The sequence below is a fragment of the Streptococcus sp. 27098_8_69 genome, from assembly GCF_041432445.1.
In the GTDB taxonomy this organism is placed as follows: Bacteria; Bacillota; Bacilli; order Lactobacillales; family Streptococcaceae; genus Streptococcus.
In genome coordinates, this window is record NZ_JAPVZO010000001.1 from 95,857 (window position 1) to 117,058 (window position 21,202).

A 21,202-nucleotide genomic window follows, 5' to 3' on the forward strand; every position below is an offset into this window, starting at 1 on the left:
CCTTCGTTAATACTGCCTCTATTATAGCAAAAAGTGGCTACCTAAACCACTTTTTACAGTTTATATAAGCAATCCAGCAAATCTTTGTAAGAATGAACTTCATAAGTTGGCTGGGCTTGGGTTTTATTTTCCAGATGATGAGGGTTGTACCAGATAGTATCAATCTCAGCATTATTGCCACCCTGAATATCAGCTGATAAGGAGTCACCAATCATAAGGGCATATTTTTTATCAAAGTTAGGGATTCGAGCTCCAATTTTCTCATAAAATGCAGCATCTGGTTTTTGAGTATGGAGCTGTTCTGAAATGAAAATCTCCTTGAAAAATGGTGCGATACCAGATTGTTCCAAACGACCTGTCTGAATAAGGGTAATTCCATTTGTTGCAGCATAGAGCTCATAGCCTTGTTTTATCAAATTTTTTAATAAATCTTCCACACCTGGGAAAGTCTGCCCCTGTTTCGATAGGAAAAACTGGTAGCGCTCTGCTAAGGAGGCCCCATCTTTTTCAATACCAAAATGAGCAAACAATTTTGCAAAACGAGTGTTAATTAACGCAGCCTTTGTAATTTTTTTCTGTTCCAAATCCTTCCAAAGGGCTTTGTTCATAGGCACATAATAATCTTTGTAAGTTTGGATATCCTCAACTCCTTCTTCTTCTAAAAGTTGCGTCAGAGCTATATCCTCAGCAGCATCAAAATCGAGTAAGGTGTGATCTAGGTCGAATAATAGAAATTTGTATTTCAATTTTAAAAACTTCCTTTCTTTTGGGGACAAAGAGTGGGACTAAATGATTCAAAAAAAAATAAAAAATTTTACCTCTACTTATTGAATAACTTAGCCCAATTCTGCTTGGAATTTAAAATTCTGGAGACATAAACCTCATATTTGTCGATATAATAAAAAGCTAAATAATTTTCAATTGGCATATATCGATAACATTTTCCGTCATCTGTTAATTCACCATACCCTCGACTCGACACCAAAGGACATGCTTCTGGAAAGGTTTCTAAAGTTTCTAGTGCCGTTAGAATAAGGTCTAGTTTACTATCGGCAGATTGCTGGCTGTAAAAATTCAGTACAATATAATCATGTATTTCTCTCAAGTCTTTCTTAGCTTGATCCGTAAGAGAAAGATGGTAACGCTTATGATTAGTCAAGTCCAAATTCCTTTCTTACATCTGCCAAAGACGTTAGTTTACCTTGCTCAATTTCTTGATGACCCATCAAGATTTCCTTTTTCAAGTCTTCAAAAGCAACCTGATATTGAGTCTCTTGTAAATCACTAAATACGAACTCTTTAGGATCAACTGCACCTGTCGCAATTTTACGAAGTGCAGCATTAAAAATATCTGATAGGGTTAACTTTTCATCAGCTAAGATTTCTTTCGTTTGTTGGTAAAAAGTCGAATCTGCTCTAAAATTAACAGGTTGAGTACTTGCCATGATTAATACCTCTTTGTAAAGATGATTTGTAAATACATTTTATCATCTTTAGATTTGAAATTCAACGAAAAGCTCCTTTAACAGAAAAGGAGCTATCTTTTATTTTATTGGTGTACAGCTTGGGCTGCTGTGATAAGAGTAAGTTTGAAGACGTCGTCTGAATTACATCCACGAGAAAGGTCATTAACTGGTTTGTTCAAACCTTGCAATACTGGACCAACCGCTGCAAAGCCACCGAGACGTTCTGCCATCTTGTAACCAATATTCCCTGCTTCAATACCTGGGAAGATAAAGACGTTTGCTTGTCCAGCAACCTTACTTCCTGGTGCTTTAAGAGCAGCTGTTTCTGGAACGAAGGCAGCATCGAATTGCAATTCCCCATCAATTTCAAGGTCAGGACGAAGATCATGAGCAATCTTAGTTGCTTCAACAACTTTATCTACGCTTTCACCAAAACCAGAACCTTTAGTTGAGTAGCTTAGCATCGCAATTTTTGGTTCGATACCAAACATCTTAGCTGTGATAGCAGAGTTAATCGCAATCTCTGCCAATGCTTCAGCATCAGGATTGATATTGATGGCACAGTCACCAAATAGGTAACGCTCAGTGCCACGAACCATAAGGAAGGCACCTGAAGTACGACTAACATTTGGACGTGTTTTAATGATTTGAAGGGCTGGGCGAACAGTTGCCGCAGTAGAGTGAATAGCTCCTGAAACCATTCCATCTACCAAGCCCATGTATACTAACATAACACCAAAATAGTTCACGTCTTTAACCAATATTTCGCGAGCTTCTTCTTCAGTCATTTTTCCTTTACGACGTTCTACAAGTGATGCTACCATGTCTTCAAATTGAGGGTAATGTGCAGGATCGATTACTTCATAACCATCCATGATTCCTTCGATTTCAAGATAGATTTTAATTTTATCAGGATTTCCAAGTAGGACAGGAATAACTTCTGTTTCTTTTACGATGCGTTTTGTAGCTTGAAGAATACGTGGTTCTTCACCTTCTGGCAAGACAATGCGTGCATTTTTACCAACTAGGTTGGCTTTTAAATTTTCAAAAACTTCCATGAGTTTTTACTCCTTTTTAGATAAATTATTATTTGATAACTGAGTTATAAGATTCTTAAAATCATCCGGCAGTGGACTTTCCATCTCCAACTGCTCTTCAAGAAAAGGATGATAAAACGATAAGTAATGGCAATGTAGAGCTTGACGCTCTATGCCACGTTTAAGACTACCACCATATAGGTCATCGCCAAGCAAAGGGAAACCTATATGAGAGAAATGGACACGAATCTGGTGGGTCCTTCCTGTATGTAGTTGAATATCAACAAGATGAATATTGCCATAAGACTCCACTATACGATAGGAAGTATGGGCATACTTACCACCTTTTGCCACTCGTCTAGTGATTATGGAATCTTCATCTCGAGCAATCGGTGCAATGATTTCACCTTGAGGCTCCAGAAACCCATCTCCTTTAACCAGAGCAAAATAGCGCTTTTCAATGGCTTTCTTTTGCAACTGCTTGTCTAGTCTAGCGTGGGCATACCCGTGTTTAGCAAAAAGCATGAGACCCGAAGTATCGCGATCTAGTCTGGTTACAATGTGAACCTGTTGATTTTCGTAGTTCTGATTCACATAATAGCCCTTGATAAAGTTAGCGATGGTATTGGAATGATTGACACTAGGAATCGAGGCCACACCAAAGGGTTTGTTTAAAATCAAGAAATGATCATCTTCAAACAGAATATCCAGTGGATAATCAATGGCTTCCAGTGTCTCGAAACCTTCCTCAGGAGGAATGTCGATGACAACCACATCCCCAATATCTAAGAGATAGGTTGCATTTTGTGGATGACCGTTTACGCGAATATCTCCACCTCGAAACTTGATTTTGGCAAGTAAACCTTTCGAGACTTCGTGTTTTTTTAAAAAGGTCTTTACCTTGACATGTTCGTCAGCAATAAATTCAAACCTCATTCATCCACCTCACCAATAAAGGCATCCTTGACACGATTCCAAAAACTAGTATGGCTTGGTGTTGCGACAAAGTGAATCTTGTGGTGGTCTATTTGGTATTCTATTCTTTCAATATTACGGTAAGAATAAATGCTATTGTCAACAGAAATCGTATGATAGTCATTACGAGTTGGTATCAATTCTATCTTATCCTTCTTAGGCACAATGATAGAAGAACCTAAGGTTCTGTAGACACGATTGTTAAGACTCGCAATTTCTGTCAATTGTAGGGCCTCAATAGTAGGATGTAAAACAGCTCCACCAAGAGATTTGTTATAGGCTGTACTCCCGGTTGGCGTCGATACCGTCAGGCCATCTCCTCTAAAACGTTCAAATGGCACTTGGTTAATGATAATATCGGCAACCATAGTCCTATCAGCTCTCCGAATGCTAGCCTCATTCAAAGCTCGGAAAATTTTCACTTCTCCATTTTCCAAAAATATCTTTACATTTAACAGCGGGTAAGACACACGAGCCCCAGTATCCAACTGTAGATTAGTAAGCAGTTGATCTAGTTCAAAATCACGGTAATCCGTATAGAAGCCTAAATGACCTGTGTGAACACCAACGAAGCGAACCTTATCCAGCTGGTCTTCATACTTGTGAAAAGCAGACAAAAGCATCCCATCCCCACCTATGGAAATCACGATATCGGGATGTTTATCATTTAATATAAAGTTATTCTTTTTAAGTCGATCTCTTAATTCATATAAGACTCTTTGACTTTGAGGTTTGCGATTAGCGATTAGATCAATTCGTTTACCTGTATTCTTCATCGGTATCGTCACTATTACCTACCCCGTCATTTAACTTTCTATGCAATGGATCAAAGAGCGCCTGTGCTTCCTGGATATCATCACGAATTTTACTCATTTCTTCATCCAATTGGTGGGATATCCTTGCTGTGATTTCCAGACGTTTCTTAATTTCTTCTGGAAAATCCCCTTGATATTTATAGTTGAGAGAATGCTCGATGGTAGCCCAAAAATTCATAGCCAAGGTACGAATCTGAATCTCCACCAGAATCGTTCTTGCCCCCTTGATCGTGTCCACAGTATACTCAATAATCAAATGGTAAGAACGATAGCCTGAAGCCTTTCGATGAGTGATGTAGTCACGTTCTTGTACCACTCTCATGTCTTGCCTCTTACGAAGGATGGCAACAACCTCGCTCACGTCATCTACAAATTGAACCATGACGCGTAAACCTGCAATATCTTGCAAGTCCTGTTCCAACGTATCGTATCCAATCCCTCGACGAGCCATTTTTTCTTTTATACTTTCGATCGGTTTGACTCGACCAGTTACAAACTCAATTGGAGAATGTTTATTTTGTTTGCGGTATTGTTTTCGAATACCTCGGAGTTTTATCTTCAGCTCTCCGACAGCCTGAATGTAAGGATCTAAAAATTCTTCCCATTCTGTAATCATATATCTTTTTCATCCAATTCTCTATACACTTCGATTTATCTAGTTTTTGATTTTCTAGGAAAAATCTTATACAATAAATACAATGCTTATTATACCATACAATCGCTTTCAAAGATAAGGAAAAAGTAAAAAAAATGAAACATTTAGAAATTGAAATGAAAACACTTCTAAACAAGGATGAATATCAAAGATTGCAGGAGCACTTTTCAGGAGTCACACCTATTACACAAAAAAATTACTACCTAGACACGCCTGATTTTTACCTTCGCCAACATAAAATTGCTATGCGCATTCGTACTTTTGAAAATAGCGCTGAATTGACCATAAAAATCCCACAAAAAGTCGGAAATATGGAGTATAATCAAGGTCTCAGCCTTGAGGAAGCAAACCATTGTCTTAAAGAATGTAAACTTCCACAAGGAATGATTCTTGACGAATTGACTAGCCGTGGACTTTCAACCAATGGCTGGGTAGTTTTAGGTTGCCTAACTACTGTTCGCTACGAAAAGCAAACTCCGATCGGACTCATGGCACTTGATCAAAGCCAATACTTTGATATTGTTGACTATGAGCTTGAATTAGAAGTGGAAGATGGCAACCAAGGTAGTCTTGATTTCCAAGAATTTTTACAAGCCAATGAAATCCATTACAAAAAAGCTCCTTCAAAATTGGTTCGTTTTATAGAAAATATGAAAAAATACTGAAATAATCTTCTTTTTTTGATAAAATAAAAGGGATGAAAATAATTAGAATCTGTTGTAGAGAGTATTTATCACTAAAAGTGTTTCACTACAGCGATTCACTTAGTTTAAAGAGGACGGTTTATCGATGTCAGATACAAAAAACATGAAACTTTTCGCACTATCTTCCAACCAGGAAATTGCTCAAAGAATCGCAGATGCTGCAGGTGTTCCACTTGGAAAAGTATCTTCACGTCAATTTTCAGATGGTGAAATCCAGGTTAATATTGAGGAAAGTGTTCGTGGATACGATGTTTATATCATCCAATCAACTAGTTATCCAGTAAATAATCACTTGATGGAACTCTTGATTATGGTTGATGCTTGTGTTCGTGCTAGTGCAAATACAATCAATGTTGTCATGCCTTATTTTGGTTATGCTCGTCAAGACCGTATCGCTTCTTCTCGCGAACCCCTTACAGCTAAACTTGTTGCAAATATGTTGGTTAAAGCCGGAGTTAGTCGTGTATTGACACTTGATCTTCACGCTGTTCAGGTTCAAGGTTTCTTTGATATTCCTGTTGACAACCTCTACACAATTCCTCTTTTTGCAAAACATTATTGTGATAAAGGTTTGACAGGTTCAGATGTGGTTGTTGTTAGCCCTAAAAATTCAGGTGTAAAACGTGCTCGTAGCCTTGCTGAGTACCTTGATGCACCGATTGCTATCATCGACTATGCTCAAGATGATTCTGAACGTAGCCAAGGATATATTATCGGTGAGGTTGAAGGCAAGAAAGCAATCTTGATTGATGATATTCTAAATACAGGTCGTACTTTCTCTGAAGCTGCTAAAATCCTAGAACGCGATGGTGCAACTGAAATCTATGCAGTTTCAAGTCATGGACTTTTCGTTGACAGCGCTGCAGAATTGCTTGATGCAGCTAATATCAAAGAAATCTTGGTTACAGATTCTGTCGTAACAGAAAGTAAAAAACCAAAAAATGTAAAATACATTACTGCAAGCGAATTAATTGGTGATGCCATGGTTCGTATTCATGAAAGAAAACCAGTTAGTCCACTATTTAAATAGAAATTAGGTGAGTTTTTGATTTATTTGGATAATGCTGCAACGACTCCAATGTCTTCAGTAGCTATCTCAGCAATGACTCAAGTCATGCAAGAAACTTATGGCAACCCTTCTAGTATTCATGGACATGGGCGCCAAGCAGGTAAACTATTACGAGAAGCTCGTCAAGAACTAGCAAGTTTACTAGGAACAAAGCCACAACATATATTCTTTACCACTGGTGGTACTGAAAGCAATAATACTGCTATTATCGGCTACTGCCTTCGCCATCAAAATCGTGGAAAGCACATTATCACTACTGCGATTGAGCACCATGCTGTTCTAGAACCCATCAAATACTTGGTTGAAAATTTCGGTTTTGAAGTGACTATTTTACAGCCTGAACATCAAGAAATCACTGCAGACCAAGTCAAAAATGCACTTCGTGAAGATACCATTCTTGTTTCTACTATGTTTGCCAACAATGAAACCGGTACACTATTACCTATTGCTGAAATTGGTGAAGTTCTAAAAAATCATCCAGCCGTCTATCATGTCGATGCAGTTCAGGCAGTCGGTAAATTAGAGATACTTCCCGAAGAATTGGGAATTGATTTTCTCAGTGCTTCTGCACACAAATTTTATGGTCCAAAAGGAGTTGGTTTTCTCTATGCTGCCTCTACAGATTTTGATTCCTATCTTCATGGTGGTGATCAAGAGCAGAAAAAAAGAGCAGGAACAGAAAATCTTCCTGCCATTGTAGGAATGGTAGCAGCCCTAAAGGATGATCTTGAAAACCAAGCACAAAACTTTGAAAAGGTTCAATGTTTAAAAGACATCTTCTTAAATGAAATGGCTGAGACAGACTATTACCTCAATCAAGGAAAAGACCAGCTACCATATGTCCTTAATATTGGATTTCCAGGCCAACGTAATGATCTACTACTTCTTCGTCTAGATCTTGAAGGGATTTCTATTTCAACTGGTTCTGCTTGTACTGCAGGTGTCGTACAGGTTAGTCATGTTCTTCAGGCTTTCTACGGAGAAGACTCTCCTCGCTTACACGAATCCGTTCGCGTCAGCATTTCACCTCAAAATACAGAGCAAGAAATGATCACCCTCGCACAAACTCTAAAAGAAATCATTGGAGGATAACTCAATGGCATTCGAAAAAACTATTAGTCTCAAAAATTGCCGTTACGATTACACACTTAGCCCAACTGTCAAAAAGTTTACTCTAAAAGATAACACTTTTTTTGAAACAAAGGTTGGTAACTATGAACTAACACGTCTTCTTGAAAAAGTTCCTAATAGTGGGGAAGGTTTCCAACTTAAGATTATCATCAACAAAGACTTAACTGGTGCAAAAATCAACATCACTGATAAATTTGGTTTACGTTTGGTTGATATCTTTAAGTCAGAAGAAACTCATATCCACCAAGAGAAATTCTACTTCTTGATGGACAGTCTTGTTGAACGTGGTGTTTTCACTAAAAGTGAAAGATAGAGGGTCACTATGTTTCGATTAACCTATAAGGATGCCTATCAAGTCGATCGCCTTTTAGAATACGAAGATTACGAAGCACTCATGCTGTCACTTTCAGGATGTGTGACTCTTCCAGATACGACCGTCATTACTTCTCTTACCTATAAGGGAGAAGAAATCTATCAAGGTCTTCTGGGAGATCTCTATCGTTTTCTATCTCACTATGATTTTACAAAGATAAACTAAGATTTTCTTAGTTTTTTCTTGTTTTTGTTGATTTTTTCACAATCTTTCTATAAAATAGTATTTAGAAAGGTTGTGATTTTGTGAAAGAAAAACAGTCTGCTATTCCAAAAGCAACAGCAAAGAGACTTTCTCTTTATTATCGTATCTTTAAAAGATTTCATGCAGAAAAGATTGAAAGAGCCAACTCAAAACAAATTGCCGAGGCCATTGGTATTGATTCTGCTACGGTTAGACGAGATTTTTCCTACTTTGGTGAACTCGGTCGCCGTGGATTTGGCTACGATGTCAAAAAACTAATGACGTTTTTTGCTGATCTTCTAAATGATAATTCTATTACAAATGTTATGTTGGTGGGTATTGGTAATATGGGGCACGCTCTCCTTCACTACCGTTTCCACGAACGAAACAAAATGAAAATTATTATGGCTTTTGATTTGGATGATCATCCTGAAGTTGGGACGAAAACTCCCGATGGAATTCCAATTTATGGAATCTCCCAAATCAAGGATAAAATAAAAAATGCAGATGTAAAAACTGCAATCTTAACTGTTCCGAGTGTCAAATCACAAGAAGTAGCTAATCTCCTTGTCGAAGCAGGTATTAAAGGAATTTTAAGCTTTTCACCCGTTCATCTCCAACTACCAAAAGATGTGGTGGCTCAATATGTGGATTTAACTAGTGAATTGCAAACTCTCCTCTATTTCATGAGAAAAGAGGATTAGAAAGCGTAAGCATTTATGAAAAAACCAGTTATTGGGATTACAGGAAACGAAAAAGCTCATCCTGATGATGAGCTAATGATGAGCTATGCTGCAAAGGGCTTTGTTGAAGGAGTCAAGGAAGCTGGGGGAATTCCCATTATCCTACCAATTGGTGATCAAGAAATGGCCAGTTACTACATTGGCTTGATTGATAAACTTATTCTAACTGGTGGACAAAATGTCGATCCAAAGTTCTACGGTGAACCTAAAATGATCGATAGCGATGACTACCACCTTCAGAGAGATATTTTTGAGCTAGCTCTTATAAAAGAAGCTATCAAACTGAATAAACCCATTTTTTCTGTTTGTCGAGGCACCCAGCTCTTTAATGTGGCTATGGGAGGAACTCTTTATCAAGATATTGAAGATCATTGGCAGGATACTTCAGCTGAGTATACAACTCAACGTTTAGTAACTGAGCCTGATACTATTCTTCGAGAAATCTATGGAGAAATCTCTCATATCAACTCTTTCCATCATCAGAGTATTAAAGACCTTGCTCCAAATCTAAAAGTTGTAGCACACGATCCTAAAGATGGTATTATCGAGGCTGTAACAACAACTGATGGTTTCCCTTACCTCGGTGTTCAATGGCATCCGGAATTTCTTTTTGAAAATCGCCCCAAAGATAAAACACTTTTCGACTATGTCGTCAATGAATTGTAAAACCTGTATCATATACAGGTTTTTTAAATCAGATCCGTCTTCTCACGGTAACTAAAATAATCGGAATGTGAGACGATAAGATGGTCCAATAAGACCAAACCCATTAATTCGCAGGCTTCTTTAACAAGTTTCGTAACATGATCATCATTTCTACTCGGCATGACAGCACCAGATGGATGATTATGAACCAGAATCACAGATGTTGCCATATGCTTCAAAGCATAGTGGAGAATTTCCCGTGGTTCCGCAATACTTCTAGTAGCAGAACCGATAAAAATGGTTTGCTGATGAATGATTTGATTTTGAGTATTAAGATAGAGCGCCACCAGGTGCTCTTGTTTTTTATCTCCCAGTTCAGCTTGCATCTTTTTAGCCAGTCTTTGACTACTAAGAATGCTCTCTGCCTCAATGGTTTCTTGTTTATGAATACGACTTCCTAGCTCTATCATAGCTTGCAATTCAATAGCTTTTACTCTACCGATACCTGATAAAGTCTGTAGTTCTTGCAGGGTCATTTTTTTCAAATCAGTTAAGCAACTTAATTGATTCAATACTTTTTGTGCAATTTCAAAAACAGTAGATTGACGAGTTCCTGTTCTGAGTAAAATAGCTAGTAATTCCTGATTACTCAAACTCTCTACTCCTTCAGTCACCAGCCGTTCTCTTGGCAAGAGTGAATCTTCTTGAAATGAAATACTATACATAAAAATCCTCCTCACTTAATTATTCGTGAGAAGGATTTATAATTCGATAAAAACTAGTTATTTTTAGATTTTTTCAAGAGCTAGTCGCAAATCTTCAATCAAATCATCGACATTTTCAAGACCGATTGAAAGACGAATTTGATTTTTAGTTACTCCTGCTCCTTCTAGGTCTGAGTCAGACAACTGAGCATGTGTTGTAGTTGCGGGATGAACTACTAATGATTTAGCATCTGCTACATTGGCTAAGTTTGAAAAGATTTCCAAGTTGTCAATCACCTTACGTGCTTCTGCTTCTCCACCTTTAACATGGAAGGTAAAGATTGAACCAACACCTTTTGGTAAATATTTCTCCGCCAAGGCATGGTAAGGGCTATCAGCTAATTTTGGATAGTTAACTTTTTCAACCTTTGGATGGTTCACAAGGAAATCAACGATTTTTTCAGCATTTTGAACGTGGCGTTCAACACGTAGAGAAAGTGTTTCAAGACCTTGCAAGAGCAAAAATGAGTTAAATGGTGAAAGGGTAGCTCCCATATCGCGAAGCAATTGCACGCGAGCAGCAACGATGAAGGCTGCAGCACCTACATCTCGAGTATAGCTTAAATTATGGTAGCTTGGGTCTTCATTGACAAATTGTGGGAATTTCCCTGAAGCTACCCAGTCAAACTTCCCACTATCAACGATAACACCACCAATAGTTGTACCGTGTCCACCGATAAACTTAGTTGCTGAGTGAACCGCAATGTCAACACCATGAGAAAAGACATTGATAAGATAAGGTGTTGCAAAGGTATTGTCTGCAACCAAAGGAATCTGATGTTTATGAGCAATTTCAGCTATTTTTTCAATATCAGGAATGTTGATGACTGGATTTCCCAAGGTTTCAATCAAGACAAGTTTGGTATTGTCTTTAATCGCTGCTTCTACCTCTTCTAGATTATCGATATCAACAAAAGTTGTGGTGATTCCATAGCGAGGAAGGGTTTCTTTCAAGAGGTTAAAAGTACCACCGTAGATAGTTGAAGCTGCAACAACATGATCACCTGCATGAGCAAGTCCAAGAATAGTATAAGTAAGAGCCGCCATTCCAGAAGCTGTGGCGAGGGCTCCTACACCACCTTCAAGAGCAGCAATACGTTCTTCAAAGGCTGAAGTTGTTGGGTTAGTGATACGAGTATAGATATTACCAGCCTTCTGAAGTGCAAACAGTTCTGCACCTTCTTGTGTATCTTCAAATACAAAGGATGTTGTTTGGTAAATTGGTACAGCACGAGACTTGGTAGTAGCATCTACCACTTGTCCTGCATGCAATTGAAGAGTTTCAAATTTAAATTCACGAGTCATAATCAGACCTCCAAAGATTTCATTAGGTTTATTGTATCACCTATTTCACTAGGTTACAAATACAACTTTGTTATATATTGGAATAAGAAATAGCTATGGCTGCTTCTATTTACTTTGTCTTAAATTAGAATTGTAGAACTTTTTTCAGATAGTTTAAAAAGTTTGTATTCACTTCTCCTATACTTTATAATGTTTAGAAAGGAGAAAACTATGTCAGAAATTACACACGAAATTGATGCAAACTTTGCTGGCCGTTTAAATATCTTGCGCGCTGGTGTGCTGGGAGCTAATGATGGAATCATCTCTATCGCTGGAGTTGTTATTGGGGTTGCCAGTGCGACTAACAATATCTGGATTATCTTCCTCTCAGGATTAGCCGCAATTCTTGCTGGTGCCTTTTCTATGGCTGGTGGCGAGTATGTATCCGTATCTACTCAAAAAGACACGGAGGAAGCCGCTGTAGCCCGCGAACAACTACTTTTGGATAAAGATATGGAAGCTGCTAAAAAATCACTCTACGCAGCCTATCTTCAAAATGGTGAGTGTGAAACATCAGCCCAGCTCTTAACCAACAAGGCATTTCTCAAAAACCCTCTCAAAGCCTTAGTTGAGGAAAAGTACGGAATCGAGTATGAGGAATTCACCAATCCCTGGCATGCTGCTGCATCTAGCTTCATCGCCTTCGTACTTGGTAGCCTGCCACCAATGCTTTCAATAACTATCTTCCCAAGCGACTATCGAATCCCTGCTACTGTTTTTATCGTTGCGATTTCTCTATTGATTACAGGTTACACCAGTGCAAAACTCGGGAAAGCCCCAACAAAAACAGCAATGATCCGTAACCTCTGTATCGGCCTTCTGACCATGGGGGTTACCTACCTATTTGGCCAGTTGTTTAGTATTTAAAAAAGATACCGCTCGGTATCTTTTTTTGCTATCAAAATATAGACAGTTAATTTGATTTACCAAAACCAACCTTCGTCATCATTGATAGGCTGGGCTTCTTTAATCTTGCGTGGGCCTGTTCCATACATTTCAGCTTCGATATCTTCTTTTGTTGGTAGGATCGAAGCTAGGATAATGTAGATAATAATCCCGAGTCCAAAGTTTGCGATTGTAAAGATTGCAAAAAGGAAACGAACTAGGGTTACATCAAGATTCCACTTATCAGATAGACCTGCAAGTACACCTGATACCATACGATTTCTTCTCATTTTATAAAATTTTGTATTCATAATTTATTCCTCTTTCGGATTTCTTAATCTTAGTATAGCACTAAACTAGATTTGCTACATCAGTCCTTAGGCCGATTTAACAAGAGGAGCTTTCCACGACAAAGAGCACAACGATAGCGCTTGGTATCGATTTTTCGCCTTCTTTGATAGTTTTGGTGACAAGACTGACAAGTATAGACTAAGTTTGGCTTTTTATTGGAACTTGACAAGGGAGGAACAAAGCGGAGCCCGTCTACCTCTTTTAGAAGTTGCTTAAAGGCCAAATCCTTATGCTGATAGCCCTTGCCTTCAAAGTAAAGATGGTAATGGCAGAGCTCATGACGAACAATTTTACGAAAAACCTCTAAACCAAGTTCTTGATAAACCTTGGGATTAAAATCCAAATGACCATCTTTTGGGAAAAATCGTCCACCTGTCGACCGTAGACGAGTATTCCACTGAGCTTGGTGTTTGAATGGTTTTCCAAAATCCTCTAAAGAGACCTGTTTAACGTAATCAGTTAGATTCATTTGGTGCAAGAAGCGACAGATTCACTTTTTCGCGGTCAGCATCGATTTTCTTCACCCAAACGGTTACCAAATCACCAACTGAAACGACTTGACTCGGATGCTTGATGAATTTCTTGCTCATGTGAGATATATGAATCAGGCCATCCTCGTGAATACCAATGTCAACAAAGGCACCGAAGTCAACGACGTTACGAACAACGCCCTCAAGCTTCTGGCCAACTTTCAAGTCTTTGATATCCAAGACATCCTGGCGAAGGACTGGAGCATCAAAAGAATCACGGAAATCACGACCTGGTTTGAGAAGGTCAGCGATAATATCTTTAAGTGTTTCTTGACCGAGTTCTAGCTCTTGAGCCATTTCTTTGATTGAAACAGATTTGAGTTTTGCTTGCGCTTCTTCATTTAGGTCTTTTATATCCAAGCGTTTGAAGAGTTCCTTGACCGCAGTATAGTTTTCAGGGTGAACTCCTGTATTGTCAAGGATATTAGAACTTTCAGGGATACGGAGGAAGCCAGCAGCTTGCTCAAAGGCCTTAGCACCTAGACGAGGAACCTTCTTGATTTGAGCGCGTGAAGTGATTTCACCTTCTTCCTCACGATACTTCACGATATTTTCAGAGATTGTTTTGTTAAGCCCAGCTACGTGCGAAAGTAAGGCTGGACTAGCTGTATTGACATTGACACCGACTTGGTTAACTACTGTATCAACAACGAAGTCTAGACTTTCAGACAGTTTCTTTTGACTAACATCGTGCTGATATTGACCGACACCGATCGATTTGGGATCGATTTTAACCAATTCAGCAAGGGGGTCTTGCAAGCGACGAGCGATTGAGATAGCTGAACGTTTTTCAACGGTTAAGTCAGGAAACTCTTGACGTGCAAGTTCGCTGGCAGAGTATACAGAAGCACCACTTTCGCTGACAATGACATAGCTGACTTCTGGAAAATCTTTGAGAACTTCTGCAACAAAAGCTTCACTCTCACGGCTAGCAGTTCCATTTCCGATAGCAATAATTTCAACACCGTATTGGCCAATCAAAGCTGCCAAATCACGCTTGGCTTCCTCAATCTGACGAGCTGAAGCTGGTTTGACTGGATAAATAACTTGCGTTGTCAACATCTTTCCAGTCGCATCTACAACCGCAAGCTTAGCACCTGTACGAAAGGCAGGGTCAAATCCAAGAACCACGCGCCCTTTTAGAGGAGCGACCAGAAGGAGATTACGAAGGTTTTCTGAGAAAAGTTGGATAGCTCCTTCTTCTGCTTTTTCTGTTAATTCAGTACGAATACGGCGCTCAATAGCTGGTAATACTTTTTTCTTAACAGATTGTTGAATCACTTCTTCTATATAAGCATTCTTAACCTTGAAACGAGCAGCAAAGAAGGCTTGGATACGATCAACTGCATGCTCAAATCCAATCTTCAAAACACCTAGCTTCTCACCACGATTAAGGGCAAGCGTACGGTAGCCCTGCATATTGGCAACTATTTCTGAGAAATCATAATAAATCTGAAAGACTTGCTTTTCATCCAAACTTTCGTCCTTGACTTGTGAAGTAATCTTAGAATGTCTAAGGACTTCTTGATAGGTCATTGAACGCAAGTTGACATCTTCAGATAGAGCTTCAACCAAGATGTCTACTGCACCCGCTAAAGCATCTTGTGGAGTCTCAAAACCTTCACAGACAAATGTTTCTGCTTCTTTTTCTAGGTCAGATACATTTTGTAAGATTAAGCGAGCAAGTGGAAAGAGTCCCGCCTCACGCGCAATCGTTGCCTTGGTGCGACGTTTTTCCTTATAGGGAAGATAAAGTTCTTCAACATCCGCTAATTTTTCAGCTGATATGATAGCTTCTTCCAATTCCTTGGTTAACTTGCCTTGCTCTTTGATTTTTGCCAAAACTGTTTCCTTACGATCATTAAGAGCAGTCAGGCTTTTATCAAGGTCGATAATAGCTTTAATAGCTACTTCATCCAAGCTTCCAGTCATGTCTTTCCGATAACGAGCGATAAAGGGAATAGTTGCTCCTTCAGCTGTCAAAGATAAGACAGTATCAATTTGCTTTAAGGTTACACCCAAATCTTGGGAAATTTTTTCATATTTTTTATCCATGAAACTATTATACCATAAGCAGGAAAGCTTGTTTTCATTAATTTGTTGCTTTATTTCAACTTTATAAAGATAAAAAGGAAGTTGTTTATAAAATATAACTATTTCCCAGAAATAATAGTATAATAGAGGTAACACAAAGAATCGAGGTATGCCTTATGGCTGTTAAATTTACAAAAACTGATGACTTAGATAAAATGTTCGAAGAGTTTGCCAAACTTCCTGATTTAAAACAAGTAACATTTCCTGATGACAAAGAAAAGAAAGCAAAAGCAGAAAAGAAAAAATAGATGGATCTCTTTCAAAACCTGCCTTCAAGTGTTTTACAAACTGGTGCCATTTTTCTATCAATTATCATTGAAGCTTTACCCTTTGTCTTAATTGGTAGCATCATCTCTGGTGCTATTGAAGTCTATGTCACTCCTGAGAAGGTATATACATTTCTCCCTAAAAATCGTTTGGGGAGAATCTTTTTTGGTACCTTCATTGGTTTTCTCTTTCCCTCTTGTGAGTGTGGAATCGTCCCTATCATCAATCGTTTCTTGGAGAAGAAGGTTCCAAGCTATACAGCTGTTCCCTTTCTAGTAACTGCTCCTATCATCAATCCTATCGTACTCTTTTCGACCTATTCAGCCTTTGGTAATTCCATTCAAATGGTTCTTCTAAGAGCTTTAGGGGCAATACTCATTGCTACGATATTGGGTATTTTCCTTGGATTTTTCTGGGAAAAACCTATACAAAAAGAAAATAGACTAGCTTGTCATGAACATGATTTTTCTCATTTAACGAAAGGTCAGAAACTTCTTCAAGTTTTTATCCAAGCTATTGATGAGTTCTTTGATATGGGGCGTTACTTGGTCTTTGGCTGTCTTTTTGCAAGCCTAGTTCAAGTCTATGTACCAACTCGTATTCTGACATCAATTAGTGCAACACCACTGCTTGCTATCATTCTCTTGATGGTCTTATCTTTCTTACTATCGCTTTGTAGTGAAGCCGATGCTTTTATCGGCTCTTCGCTTCTCTCTAGTTTTGGCTTTGCTCCAGTGCTTGCCTTTTTGGTTATCGGCCCTATGCTTGATGTCAAGAACCTCCTCATGATGAAGAACTATCTCAAAACTCGCTTTATTTGGCAATTCATGACAATTGTAACTCTTGTTGTTCTTGTCTATTCTTATCTAGTCGGGGTGATTCTATGATACGATTTCTTATTTTGATGAGTTATTTTTTCTTAACCCTTTATCTACATCTATCAGGTAAGCTCAATCAGTATCTAAATCTCCACTATTCTTATCTGGCCTATATCACTATGGTTTTATCTTTGCTACTAGCCATCGTTCAAGCCTATATTTGCTTCAAGCGTTTGAAAGAACATAGCCACTTACACAGCTTTTCAGCCAAGCTTGCCAGTTTTGTCCTCTTAAGTTTGCCTTTGTTAGTTGGATTCACTTTTCCAACAGTTACTCTGGATTCACAAACAGTATCGGCAAAAGGATATTATTTCCCTTTGTCTGAAGGAACTGACAAGGCAATCCAGGCAAGTGAAGGTACTAGCAGTCAGTATCTCAAACCGGATACCAGTCGCTTTTATTCACAAACAGCTCATGAAAATATTATTCGGAAGAGTGCTGATAAATACTTAGATCAATCTAGTATAGTTATAAATGATGAAAATTACCTGGAGGTCATGGAAGCTATCTATGATTATCCAAATGAATTTGAAGGCAAGGAAATCGAGTTTATTGGCTTTGTCTACAACGATCCCAGTCACAGCGATAGTCAATTTGTCTTTCGCTTTGGTATCATGCACTGTATCGCTGATTCAGGGGTTTTTGGCCTCTTAACCACAGGAAATACCAATCATTATGAGAATAACACCTGGGTGAGAGTCAAAGGCAAGATTAGGAATCACTATCACAAGGAACTCAACCAGGTTCTCCCAACCATTGAAGTCCAGTCTTTCATCAAGGTCGACAAACCTGAGAATCCTTATGTTTATAAAGAATTTTAAAAAGTAGCCAGAGTGGGCTACTTTTTCTTGTTATGTGACTTTCAGTCCGTCTCGCTCCGTTAGGTGCGAGACAAAAAAACCACCCGCTATGCGGGTGCGCCTCGAAGGTTATACCAAAAAAACTCCAAACGCGATACAATAAAGGTGTTCAAGCCAATTGTAAAGCGAAAGAAGAAAAATATGGCACAAAAGGCACATAGTTTATCACACACAAAGTGGATGTGTAAATATCACATTGTGTTCACCCCTAAGTATAGACGAAAAGTCATTTATAATCAATATCGAAGTAGTTTAGGCGAAATATTTCATCGCTTGTGTAGTTATAAAGGGGTTGAAATTATCGAGGGTCACTTAATGCCAGATCATGTACATATGTTAGTAAGTATTCCGCCAAGGATAAGTGTTTCGAGTTTCATGGGTTATTTAAAAGGTAAAAGTGCACTTATGATGTTTGACAAACACGCCAACCTCAAGTACAAGTTTGGGAATCGGCATTTCTGGGCGGAAGGTTATTATGTGAGTACAGTAGGACTCAATGAAGCCACAATTAAGAAATATATTCAAGAACAGGAAAAGCATGATATAGCACTAGATAAATTGAGTGTAAAAGAATATGAGGATCCTTTTAGGGATAGTGGCAAGTAGTACCAAGGCCTCTTTAAGAGGCAAGTGACGAGTCAAGAGCAATGAGTCTTGAACAACGTGAAAGCCAGCGTCTTTAGGCGCTGGCTGGTAATTTGGGCTTATAGCCCTGGTACAAACCACCCGTTTGACGGGTGGTTATGATTTAGTAAAGTTGAATGTTTGACGTATTCAAAAGAATAGTTTTCTGCATTACAGAATTCTAATACTGTCTGTTTATCTATTTCTTTCTTATAGGATTTAAACATCCAAGCTTAAGTTTTGCCATTAGTTCTAAATGAATGTTCATATATCCATTTGGTGTAGCTAGCTAACCTTTCATCTGTTAAGGATTCTACTGCGATAGTTACACACATATCGACCGCTTCTTCAACTGTTACAGAAAAACGATAACCATTCAACTGCAGAAATTTCACCAAAACGAAGAAAGCAGTTCGTTTTTTAGCATTGGCAAAAACATGCTTCTTGATCAATTGGACAAATAGTATCGTTGCCTTATCAAAAATTGTTGGATAAAGAGGTTTGCCAAAAACAAATTGTTCTGGTAAATTGACAATCATATTTAAGGCAGAAGGACTAACCGTCTGAATTTTTTCATTAGGTGAATAACGTTGAATTGCTAAAGCATTGATTTTCTCGATTTGCCTTTCTGTAAGATAGACTGTCATTTTTCCACCAAAGCTTTGAAAACATCATCGTATTCATCAAAGATTTTGTCCAAATTTAAGTCAAAGGCATCATCAGATACATAAGAAATCTGATGTCCAGACTCTTCGGGAGTAAAGATAATTTCACCACTTGGTAACAATTTTGCTTCGTATTTAACACCACTTGGAATATTGAATTCACTTGGAATGGTGATGGTGATTGAATTTCCTTGTTTTCTTGTTTTTACTACCATCTGATTTCCTCCTTTGAAGTATTGTAACAAATAATTACCGTAATTACAATGACAGAATATCAGTTAAAATAACTCAGCTTGAGAAATTTCTACTAAGAACTCATCCGAATAAACCGAATAAGCATTTGGATCAGGCGCTTGGTGATCGTTCATTGCTTGGCCACATCTACATGTCCATTTTCCCATATCTAACCTCAGTCACGACTTAATTCTTCAAGGAAAAATTGATTGAGAGCTTTCCAGTCTCTATTATCCATGCTAACACTAAGTCTATTTTATCATTTACTTTATCAAAAATTACTATAGTATCTACATAAAAAAGCTAGAGGTTCAACAATTGGGAACCTCTAGCTTTTTTGTATCTGAGAACTATTTTGTCTCAGACTTTTTATTATCTTTTAAAGCTCTGACTTCTTCCGCTCCAATCTCATCTCCCGCCTTGTCGAAGAGATTAATAGCGTGACTAAAATAATCATAGGATTTACTCGAATCAAGTTTTCGATAAATCTCTCCCAATCCTCTATAAGCGCAGGCCTGAGCGATAAGATCATCTGTCTTTAAGGCTGAGTCTAGCGACTGCTGCATATAAAACTCCGCTTCAACTAGTTGACCTAACTTTAATCGTAAATAACCTTGCTCATAGTCATTAGCAGAATATTTGAGAGAATCCCCTGAAAAATCTTGTTCAATAACTTCTCGCTCTTTTTCGATATAGCTAAGAGCTGTCTGAAAATCATTCATTTCACGATAGACCATGGCCAATTGATGATACGCGATGTGTTCATTTTCACGATCCTTTTCTGTAATAGCCAAGTGGAGATAACGTTGGTAAACCTCTAAACAGTGTTCATACTTTTTTTCGTACAAATAGATATAGCCCATCAAGTTTAAAAGACTGTAATCTTTACAAGTTGCTAGGCAAAACTCTGCTTGAACTAATTGCTTAGCTTCATTAATTTTTCCCTCAAATAATAATTCCCAAGCTTGATTCATTTAAAGACTCCTATCTATTCTAGAACGATAATTACCTAAACTAAAAATACAAACAATTATTTCACAATATCTTTATACATATCTGGTCTTCTGTCTCTAAACAGACCCCAATTTAGGCGTTCATTTGCTCCCTTGTCAAGGTTATAAGTTGTTAACAAGATAGCTTCGCCTTGTCGTTCTGCTTGGGTCAAGATAGCTCCTGTTTCATCAGTCACAAAAGATGAACCGTAGAAGTTAAGGCTAGAACTTTGTCCCCCGTTTTCCTCGCAAGGTTGTACTTCTTCCAAGCCATAACGATTGGCTGCAATAACTGGGACAATATTTGCTGCTGCGTGTCCTTGCATGGTACGTTGCCAGTGACCACAACTATCTGTATCCAAAATCGGCTCCGAACCAATGGCTGTTGGATAAAAGAGTAATTCTGCGCCATTTAAGGCAAGGCAACGGGCTGTTTCTGGGAACCACTGGTCCCAACAGATCCCAATGCCAATCTTGGCATAGCGAGTATCCCAAACTTTGAAGCCTGTGTTTCCAGGAGTAAAGAAGAATTTCTCTTGATAATAATGGTCATCTGGTATGTGTGTTTTTCGATAAACTCCTAGCACTTCTCCATCAGCATCAATAACGGCGATAGAGTTGTACAAGACATTACCATCCTTTTCGTAGAAACTGATTGGTAAAACGACTTTTAGCTCCTTAGCAATCATCTTAAAATGCTGAATAGCAGTATTTTCTGTCACCGACTGGGCATACTGGTAGTAGTCATACTGACGTTCCTGACAGAAATAGGGACGTTCAAACAACTCAGGCAAGAGAATAATTTGCGCACCTTGCTTAGCAGCTTGACGGACTAAACGTTCAGCTGTTTGGATATTCGTTTCCACATCCTTAGCGCATTGCAACTGAATAGCTGCAACCGTTACATTTCTCATCTTT

29 protein-coding genes are annotated in these 21,202 nt (G+C 38.4%); 12 read left to right on the top strand and 17 right to left on the bottom strand.

What is annotated here, in order from left to right; genetic code table 11:
• Positions 1 to 53: 53 nt before the first annotated feature.
• The 7 genes from O3658_RS00500 to O3658_RS00530 all read right to left on the bottom strand — a co-directional run bounded on the left by O3658_RS00500 (position 54) and on the right by O3658_RS00530 (position 4,909).
• Complete coding sequence (locus O3658_RS00500; protein WP_371558893.1) at positions 54 to 746, bottom strand: YjjG family noncanonical pyrimidine nucleotidase; 693 nt, start codon at positions 744 to 746, stop codon at positions 54 to 56.
• 74 nt (positions 747 to 820) lie between these two features.
• Complete coding sequence (locus O3658_RS00505; protein ID WP_371558894.1) at positions 821 to 1,159, bottom strand: type II toxin-antitoxin system RelE/ParE family toxin; 339 nt, start codon at positions 1,157 to 1,159, stop codon at positions 821 to 823.
• On the bottom strand, positions 1,152 to 1,445 hold the full coding sequence (locus O3658_RS00510; RefSeq protein WP_049509199.1) for a hypothetical protein: 294 nt from the start codon (positions 1,443 to 1,445) through the stop codon (positions 1,152 to 1,154). The genes O3658_RS00505 and O3658_RS00510 overlap by 8 nt, the downstream gene beginning before the upstream one ends.
• A 104-nt stretch (positions 1,446 to 1,549) precedes the next feature.
• Positions 1,550 to 2,524 carry a phosphate acetyltransferase gene (gene pta / locus O3658_RS00515; RefSeq protein WP_049509200.1) on the bottom strand — a complete coding sequence of 325 codons (975 nt, stop codon included), beginning with the start codon at positions 2,522 to 2,524 and terminating at the stop codon, positions 1,550 to 1,552.
• A gap of 6 nt (positions 2,525 to 2,530) precedes the next feature.
• Entirely contained in the window at positions 2,531 to 3,439 is a 909-nt protein-coding gene (locus tag O3658_RS00520; RefSeq protein WP_371558895.1) for an RluA family pseudouridine synthase, read from the bottom strand.
• Positions 3,436 to 4,254: an NAD kinase gene (locus tag O3658_RS00525; protein WP_025171265.1), complete on the bottom strand. Its 819-nt coding sequence runs from the start codon at positions 4,252 to 4,254 to the stop codon at positions 3,436 to 3,438. The genes O3658_RS00520 and O3658_RS00525 overlap by 4 nt, the downstream gene beginning before the upstream one ends.
• Positions 4,238 to 4,909 (bottom strand): GTP pyrophosphokinase family protein, encoded by a 672-nt coding sequence (locus tag O3658_RS00530; protein WP_049529686.1) that lies wholly within the window; start codon positions 4,907 to 4,909, stop codon positions 4,238 to 4,240. Before O3658_RS00530 ends, O3658_RS00525 begins: the two co-directional genes overlap by 17 nt.
• Positions 4,910 to 5,043: 134 nt before the next feature.
• On the opposite strand from O3658_RS00530, the gene O3658_RS00535 reads away from it, so the two are divergent.
• The 7 genes from O3658_RS00535 to O3658_RS00565 all read left to right on the top strand — a co-directional run bounded on the left by O3658_RS00535 (position 5,044) and on the right by O3658_RS00565 (position 9,817).
• A complete protein-coding gene (locus tag O3658_RS00535; RefSeq protein ID WP_371558896.1) occupies positions 5,044 to 5,613 on the top strand; it encodes a CYTH domain-containing protein in 570 nt (189 codons plus the stop codon).
• 124 nt (positions 5,614 to 5,737) lie between these two features.
• Positions 5,738 to 6,682, top strand: coding sequence for a ribose-phosphate diphosphokinase (locus O3658_RS00540; protein WP_371558897.1), 945 nt, complete (start codon positions 5,738 to 5,740; stop codon positions 6,680 to 6,682).
• A 15-nt stretch (positions 6,683 to 6,697) separates the two neighbouring features.
• Positions 6,698 to 7,813: a cysteine desulfurase family protein gene (locus O3658_RS00545; protein ID WP_371558898.1), complete on the top strand. Its 1,116-nt coding sequence runs from the start codon at positions 6,698 to 6,700 to the stop codon at positions 7,811 to 7,813.
• Positions 7,814 to 7,817: 4 nt separating this feature from the next.
• Positions 7,818 to 8,165: a DUF1831 domain-containing protein gene (locus O3658_RS00550; RefSeq protein WP_045762949.1), complete on the top strand. Its 348-nt coding sequence runs from the start codon at positions 7,818 to 7,820 to the stop codon at positions 8,163 to 8,165.
• A 9-nt stretch (positions 8,166 to 8,174) separates the two neighbouring features.
• On the top strand, positions 8,175 to 8,390 hold the full coding sequence (locus O3658_RS00555; protein WP_371558899.1) for a DUF4649 family protein: 216 nt from the start codon (positions 8,175 to 8,177) through the stop codon (positions 8,388 to 8,390).
• 80 nt (positions 8,391 to 8,470) lie between these two features.
• The gene (locus tag O3658_RS00560) at positions 8,471 to 9,112 is read left to right on the top strand and encodes a redox-sensing transcriptional repressor Rex (protein ID WP_000660647.1); all 642 of its coding nucleotides are present in this window, start codon (positions 8,471 to 8,473) and stop codon (positions 9,110 to 9,112) included.
• A gap of 15 nt (positions 9,113 to 9,127) precedes the next feature.
• Positions 9,128 to 9,817: a gamma-glutamyl-gamma-aminobutyrate hydrolase family protein gene (locus O3658_RS00565; RefSeq protein WP_371558900.1), complete on the top strand. Its 690-nt coding sequence runs from the start codon at positions 9,128 to 9,130 to the stop codon at positions 9,815 to 9,817.
• Positions 9,818 to 9,840: 23 nt separating this feature from the next.
• On the opposite strand, the gene radC is transcribed toward O3658_RS00565, so the two are convergent.
• Both radC and O3658_RS00575 read right to left on the bottom strand, forming a co-directional pair.
• Positions 9,841 to 10,521: a DNA repair protein RadC gene (radC, locus tag O3658_RS00570; protein WP_371558901.1), complete on the bottom strand. Its 681-nt coding sequence runs from the start codon at positions 10,519 to 10,521 to the stop codon at positions 9,841 to 9,843.
• A gap of 63 nt (positions 10,522 to 10,584) precedes the next feature.
• On the bottom strand, positions 10,585 to 11,865 hold the full coding sequence (locus tag O3658_RS00575) for an O-acetylhomoserine aminocarboxypropyltransferase/cysteine synthase family protein (RefSeq protein WP_371558902.1): 1,281 nt from the start codon (positions 11,863 to 11,865) through the stop codon (positions 10,585 to 10,587).
• A 210-nt stretch (positions 11,866 to 12,075) separates the two neighbouring features.
• Here O3658_RS00575 and O3658_RS00580 point away from each other — a divergent pair, with 210 nt between their 5' ends.
• Positions 12,076 to 12,771 carry a VIT family protein gene (locus O3658_RS00580; protein ID WP_315639152.1) on the top strand — a complete coding sequence of 232 codons (696 nt, stop codon included), beginning with the start codon at positions 12,076 to 12,078 and terminating at the stop codon, positions 12,769 to 12,771.
• A gap of 56 nt (positions 12,772 to 12,827) precedes the next feature.
• Here O3658_RS00580 and O3658_RS00585 read toward each other — a convergent pair whose 3' ends face one another.
• From O3658_RS00585 to O3658_RS00595, 3 genes are read right to left on the bottom strand one after another with little or no spacing between them, the layout of a single operon-like run.
• On the bottom strand, positions 12,828 to 13,100 hold the full coding sequence (locus O3658_RS00585) for a PspC domain-containing protein (RefSeq protein ID WP_045762960.1): 273 nt from the start codon (positions 13,098 to 13,100) through the stop codon (positions 12,828 to 12,830).
• 59 nt (positions 13,101 to 13,159) lie between these two features.
• Positions 13,160 to 13,609, bottom strand: a complete 450-nt coding sequence (locus O3658_RS00590) for a SprT family protein (protein WP_371558903.1) — start codon at positions 13,607 to 13,609, stop codon at positions 13,160 to 13,162.
• Entirely contained in the window at positions 13,596 to 15,725 is a 2,130-nt protein-coding gene (locus O3658_RS00595) for a Tex family protein (protein WP_371558904.1), read from the bottom strand. The genes O3658_RS00590 and O3658_RS00595 overlap by 14 nt, the downstream gene beginning before the upstream one ends.
• 155 nt (positions 15,726 to 15,880) lie before the next feature.
• Between O3658_RS00595 and O3658_RS00600 the strand changes: the two genes are divergently transcribed.
• From O3658_RS00600 to tnpA, 4 genes are all read left to right on the top strand, one after another.
• Positions 15,881 to 16,012, top strand: a complete 132-nt coding sequence (locus tag O3658_RS00600; protein WP_371558905.1) for an SPJ_0845 family protein — start codon at positions 15,881 to 15,883, stop codon at positions 16,010 to 16,012.
• The gene (locus O3658_RS00605; protein WP_371558906.1) at positions 16,013 to 16,918 is read left to right on the top strand and encodes a permease; all 906 of its coding nucleotides are present in this window, start codon (positions 16,013 to 16,015) and stop codon (positions 16,916 to 16,918) included.
• Positions 16,915 to 17,730 (top strand): TIGR03943 family protein, encoded by an 816-nt coding sequence (locus tag O3658_RS00610; RefSeq protein WP_371558907.1) that lies wholly within the window; start codon positions 16,915 to 16,917, stop codon positions 17,728 to 17,730. Before O3658_RS00605 ends, O3658_RS00610 begins: the two co-directional genes overlap by 4 nt.
• Positions 17,731 to 17,910: 180 nt before the next feature.
• Positions 17,911 to 18,375 (top strand): IS200/IS605 family transposase, encoded by a 465-nt coding sequence (tnpA, locus tag O3658_RS00615; RefSeq protein ID WP_000057440.1) that lies wholly within the window; start codon positions 17,911 to 17,913, stop codon positions 18,373 to 18,375.
• Between the two features lie 251 nt (positions 18,376 to 18,626).
• On the opposite strand, the gene O3658_RS00620 is transcribed toward tnpA, so the two are convergent.
• From O3658_RS00620 to aguB, 5 genes are all read right to left on the bottom strand, one after another.
• On the bottom strand, positions 18,627 to 19,040 hold the full coding sequence (locus tag O3658_RS00620) for a type II toxin-antitoxin system death-on-curing family toxin (protein ID WP_371558908.1): 414 nt from the start codon (positions 19,038 to 19,040) through the stop codon (positions 18,627 to 18,629).
• The gene (locus tag O3658_RS00625) at positions 19,037 to 19,273 is read right to left on the bottom strand and encodes an AbrB family transcriptional regulator (protein WP_000260607.1); all 237 of its coding nucleotides are present in this window, start codon (positions 19,271 to 19,273) and stop codon (positions 19,037 to 19,039) included. The genes O3658_RS00620 and O3658_RS00625 overlap by 4 nt, the downstream gene beginning before the upstream one ends.
• Positions 19,274 to 19,336: 63 nt before the next feature.
• On the bottom strand, positions 19,337 to 19,459 hold the full coding sequence (locus O3658_RS00630) for a hypothetical protein (protein ID WP_371559016.1): 123 nt from the start codon (positions 19,457 to 19,459) through the stop codon (positions 19,337 to 19,339).
• A 183-nt stretch (positions 19,460 to 19,642) separates the two neighbouring features.
• Entirely contained in the window at positions 19,643 to 20,266 is a 624-nt protein-coding gene (locus tag O3658_RS00635; protein ID WP_371558909.1) for a tetratricopeptide repeat protein, read from the bottom strand.
• A 56-nt stretch (positions 20,267 to 20,322) separates the two neighbouring features.
• Positions 20,323 to 21,198 (bottom strand): N-carbamoylputrescine amidase, encoded by an 876-nt coding sequence (gene aguB, locus O3658_RS00640; RefSeq protein WP_371558910.1) that lies wholly within the window; start codon positions 21,196 to 21,198, stop codon positions 20,323 to 20,325.
• Between the last annotated feature and the right edge of the window lie 4 nt (positions 21,199 to 21,202).

Bases quoted from the DNA above. Each gene is read 5' to 3' on its own strand.
- O3658_RS00555 (WP_371558899.1), top strand. From the start codon at position 8,175: ATGTTTCGATTAACCTATAAGGATGCCTATCAAGTCGATCGCCTTTTA.
- O3658_RS00610 (WP_371558907.1), top strand. From the start codon at position 16,915: ATGATACGATTTCTTATTTTGATGAGTTATTTTTTCTTAACCCTTTAT.
- O3658_RS00525 (WP_025171265.1), bottom strand. From the start codon at position 4,254: ATGAAGAATACAGGTAAACGAATTGATCTAATCGCTAATCGCAAACCT.
- O3658_RS00530 (WP_049529686.1), bottom strand. From the start codon at position 4,909: ATGATTACAGAATGGGAAGAATTTTTAGATCCTTACATTCAGGCTGTC.
- pta (WP_049509200.1), bottom strand. From the start codon at position 2,524: ATGGAAGTTTTTGAAAATTTAAAAGCCAACCTAGTTGGTAAAAATGCA.
- O3658_RS00535 (WP_371558896.1), top strand. From the start codon at position 5,044: ATGAAACATTTAGAAATTGAAATGAAAACACTTCTAAACAAGGATGAA.
- radC (WP_371558901.1), bottom strand. From the start codon at position 10,521: ATGTATAGTATTTCATTTCAAGAAGATTCACTCTTGCCAAGAGAACGG.
- O3658_RS00625 (WP_000260607.1), bottom strand. From the start codon at position 19,273: ATGGTAGTAAAAACAAGAAAACAAGGAAATTCAATCACCATCACCATT.
- O3658_RS00510 (WP_049509199.1), bottom strand. From the start codon at position 1,445: ATGGCAAGTACTCAACCTGTTAATTTTAGAGCAGATTCGACTTTTTAC.
- tnpA (WP_000057440.1), top strand. From the start codon at position 17,911: ATGGCACAAAAGGCACATAGTTTATCACACACAAAGTGGATGTGTAAA.
- O3658_RS00620 (WP_371558908.1), bottom strand. From the start codon at position 19,040: ATGACAGTCTATCTTACAGAAAGGCAAATCGAGAAAATCAATGCTTTA.
- O3658_RS00630 (WP_371559016.1), bottom strand. From the start codon at position 19,459: ATGGGAAAATGGACATGTAGATGTGGCCAAGCAATGAACGATCACCAA.
- O3658_RS00635 (WP_371558909.1), bottom strand. From the start codon at position 20,266: ATGAATCAAGCTTGGGAATTATTATTTGAGGGAAAAATTAATGAAGCT.
- O3658_RS00540 (WP_371558897.1), top strand. From the start codon at position 5,738: ATGTCAGATACAAAAAACATGAAACTTTTCGCACTATCTTCCAACCAG.
- O3658_RS00575 (WP_371558902.1), bottom strand. From the start codon at position 11,865: ATGACTCGTGAATTTAAATTTGAAACTCTTCAATTGCATGCAGGACAA.
- O3658_RS00520 (WP_371558895.1), bottom strand. From the start codon at position 3,439: ATGAGGTTTGAATTTATTGCTGACGAACATGTCAAGGTAAAGACCTTT.
- O3658_RS00590 (WP_371558903.1), bottom strand. From the start codon at position 13,609: ATGAATCTAACTGATTACGTTAAACAGGTCTCTTTAGAGGATTTTGGA.
- O3658_RS00595 (WP_371558904.1), bottom strand. From the start codon at position 15,725: ATGGATAAAAAATATGAAAAAATTTCCCAAGATTTGGGTGTAACCTTA.
- O3658_RS00585 (WP_045762960.1), bottom strand. From the start codon at position 13,100: ATGAATACAAAATTTTATAAAATGAGAAGAAATCGTATGGTATCAGGT.
- O3658_RS00565 (WP_371558900.1), top strand. From the start codon at position 9,128: ATGAAAAAACCAGTTATTGGGATTACAGGAAACGAAAAAGCTCATCCT.
- O3658_RS00600 (WP_371558905.1), top strand. From the start codon at position 15,881: ATGGCTGTTAAATTTACAAAAACTGATGACTTAGATAAAATGTTCGAA.
- O3658_RS00550 (WP_045762949.1), top strand. From the start codon at position 7,818: ATGGCATTCGAAAAAACTATTAGTCTCAAAAATTGCCGTTACGATTAC.
- aguB (WP_371558910.1), bottom strand. From the start codon at position 21,198: ATGAGAAATGTAACGGTTGCAGCTATTCAGTTGCAATGCGCTAAGGAT.
- O3658_RS00605 (WP_371558906.1), top strand. From the start codon at position 16,013: ATGGATCTCTTTCAAAACCTGCCTTCAAGTGTTTTACAAACTGGTGCC.
- O3658_RS00580 (WP_315639152.1), top strand. From the start codon at position 12,076: ATGTCAGAAATTACACACGAAATTGATGCAAACTTTGCTGGCCGTTTA.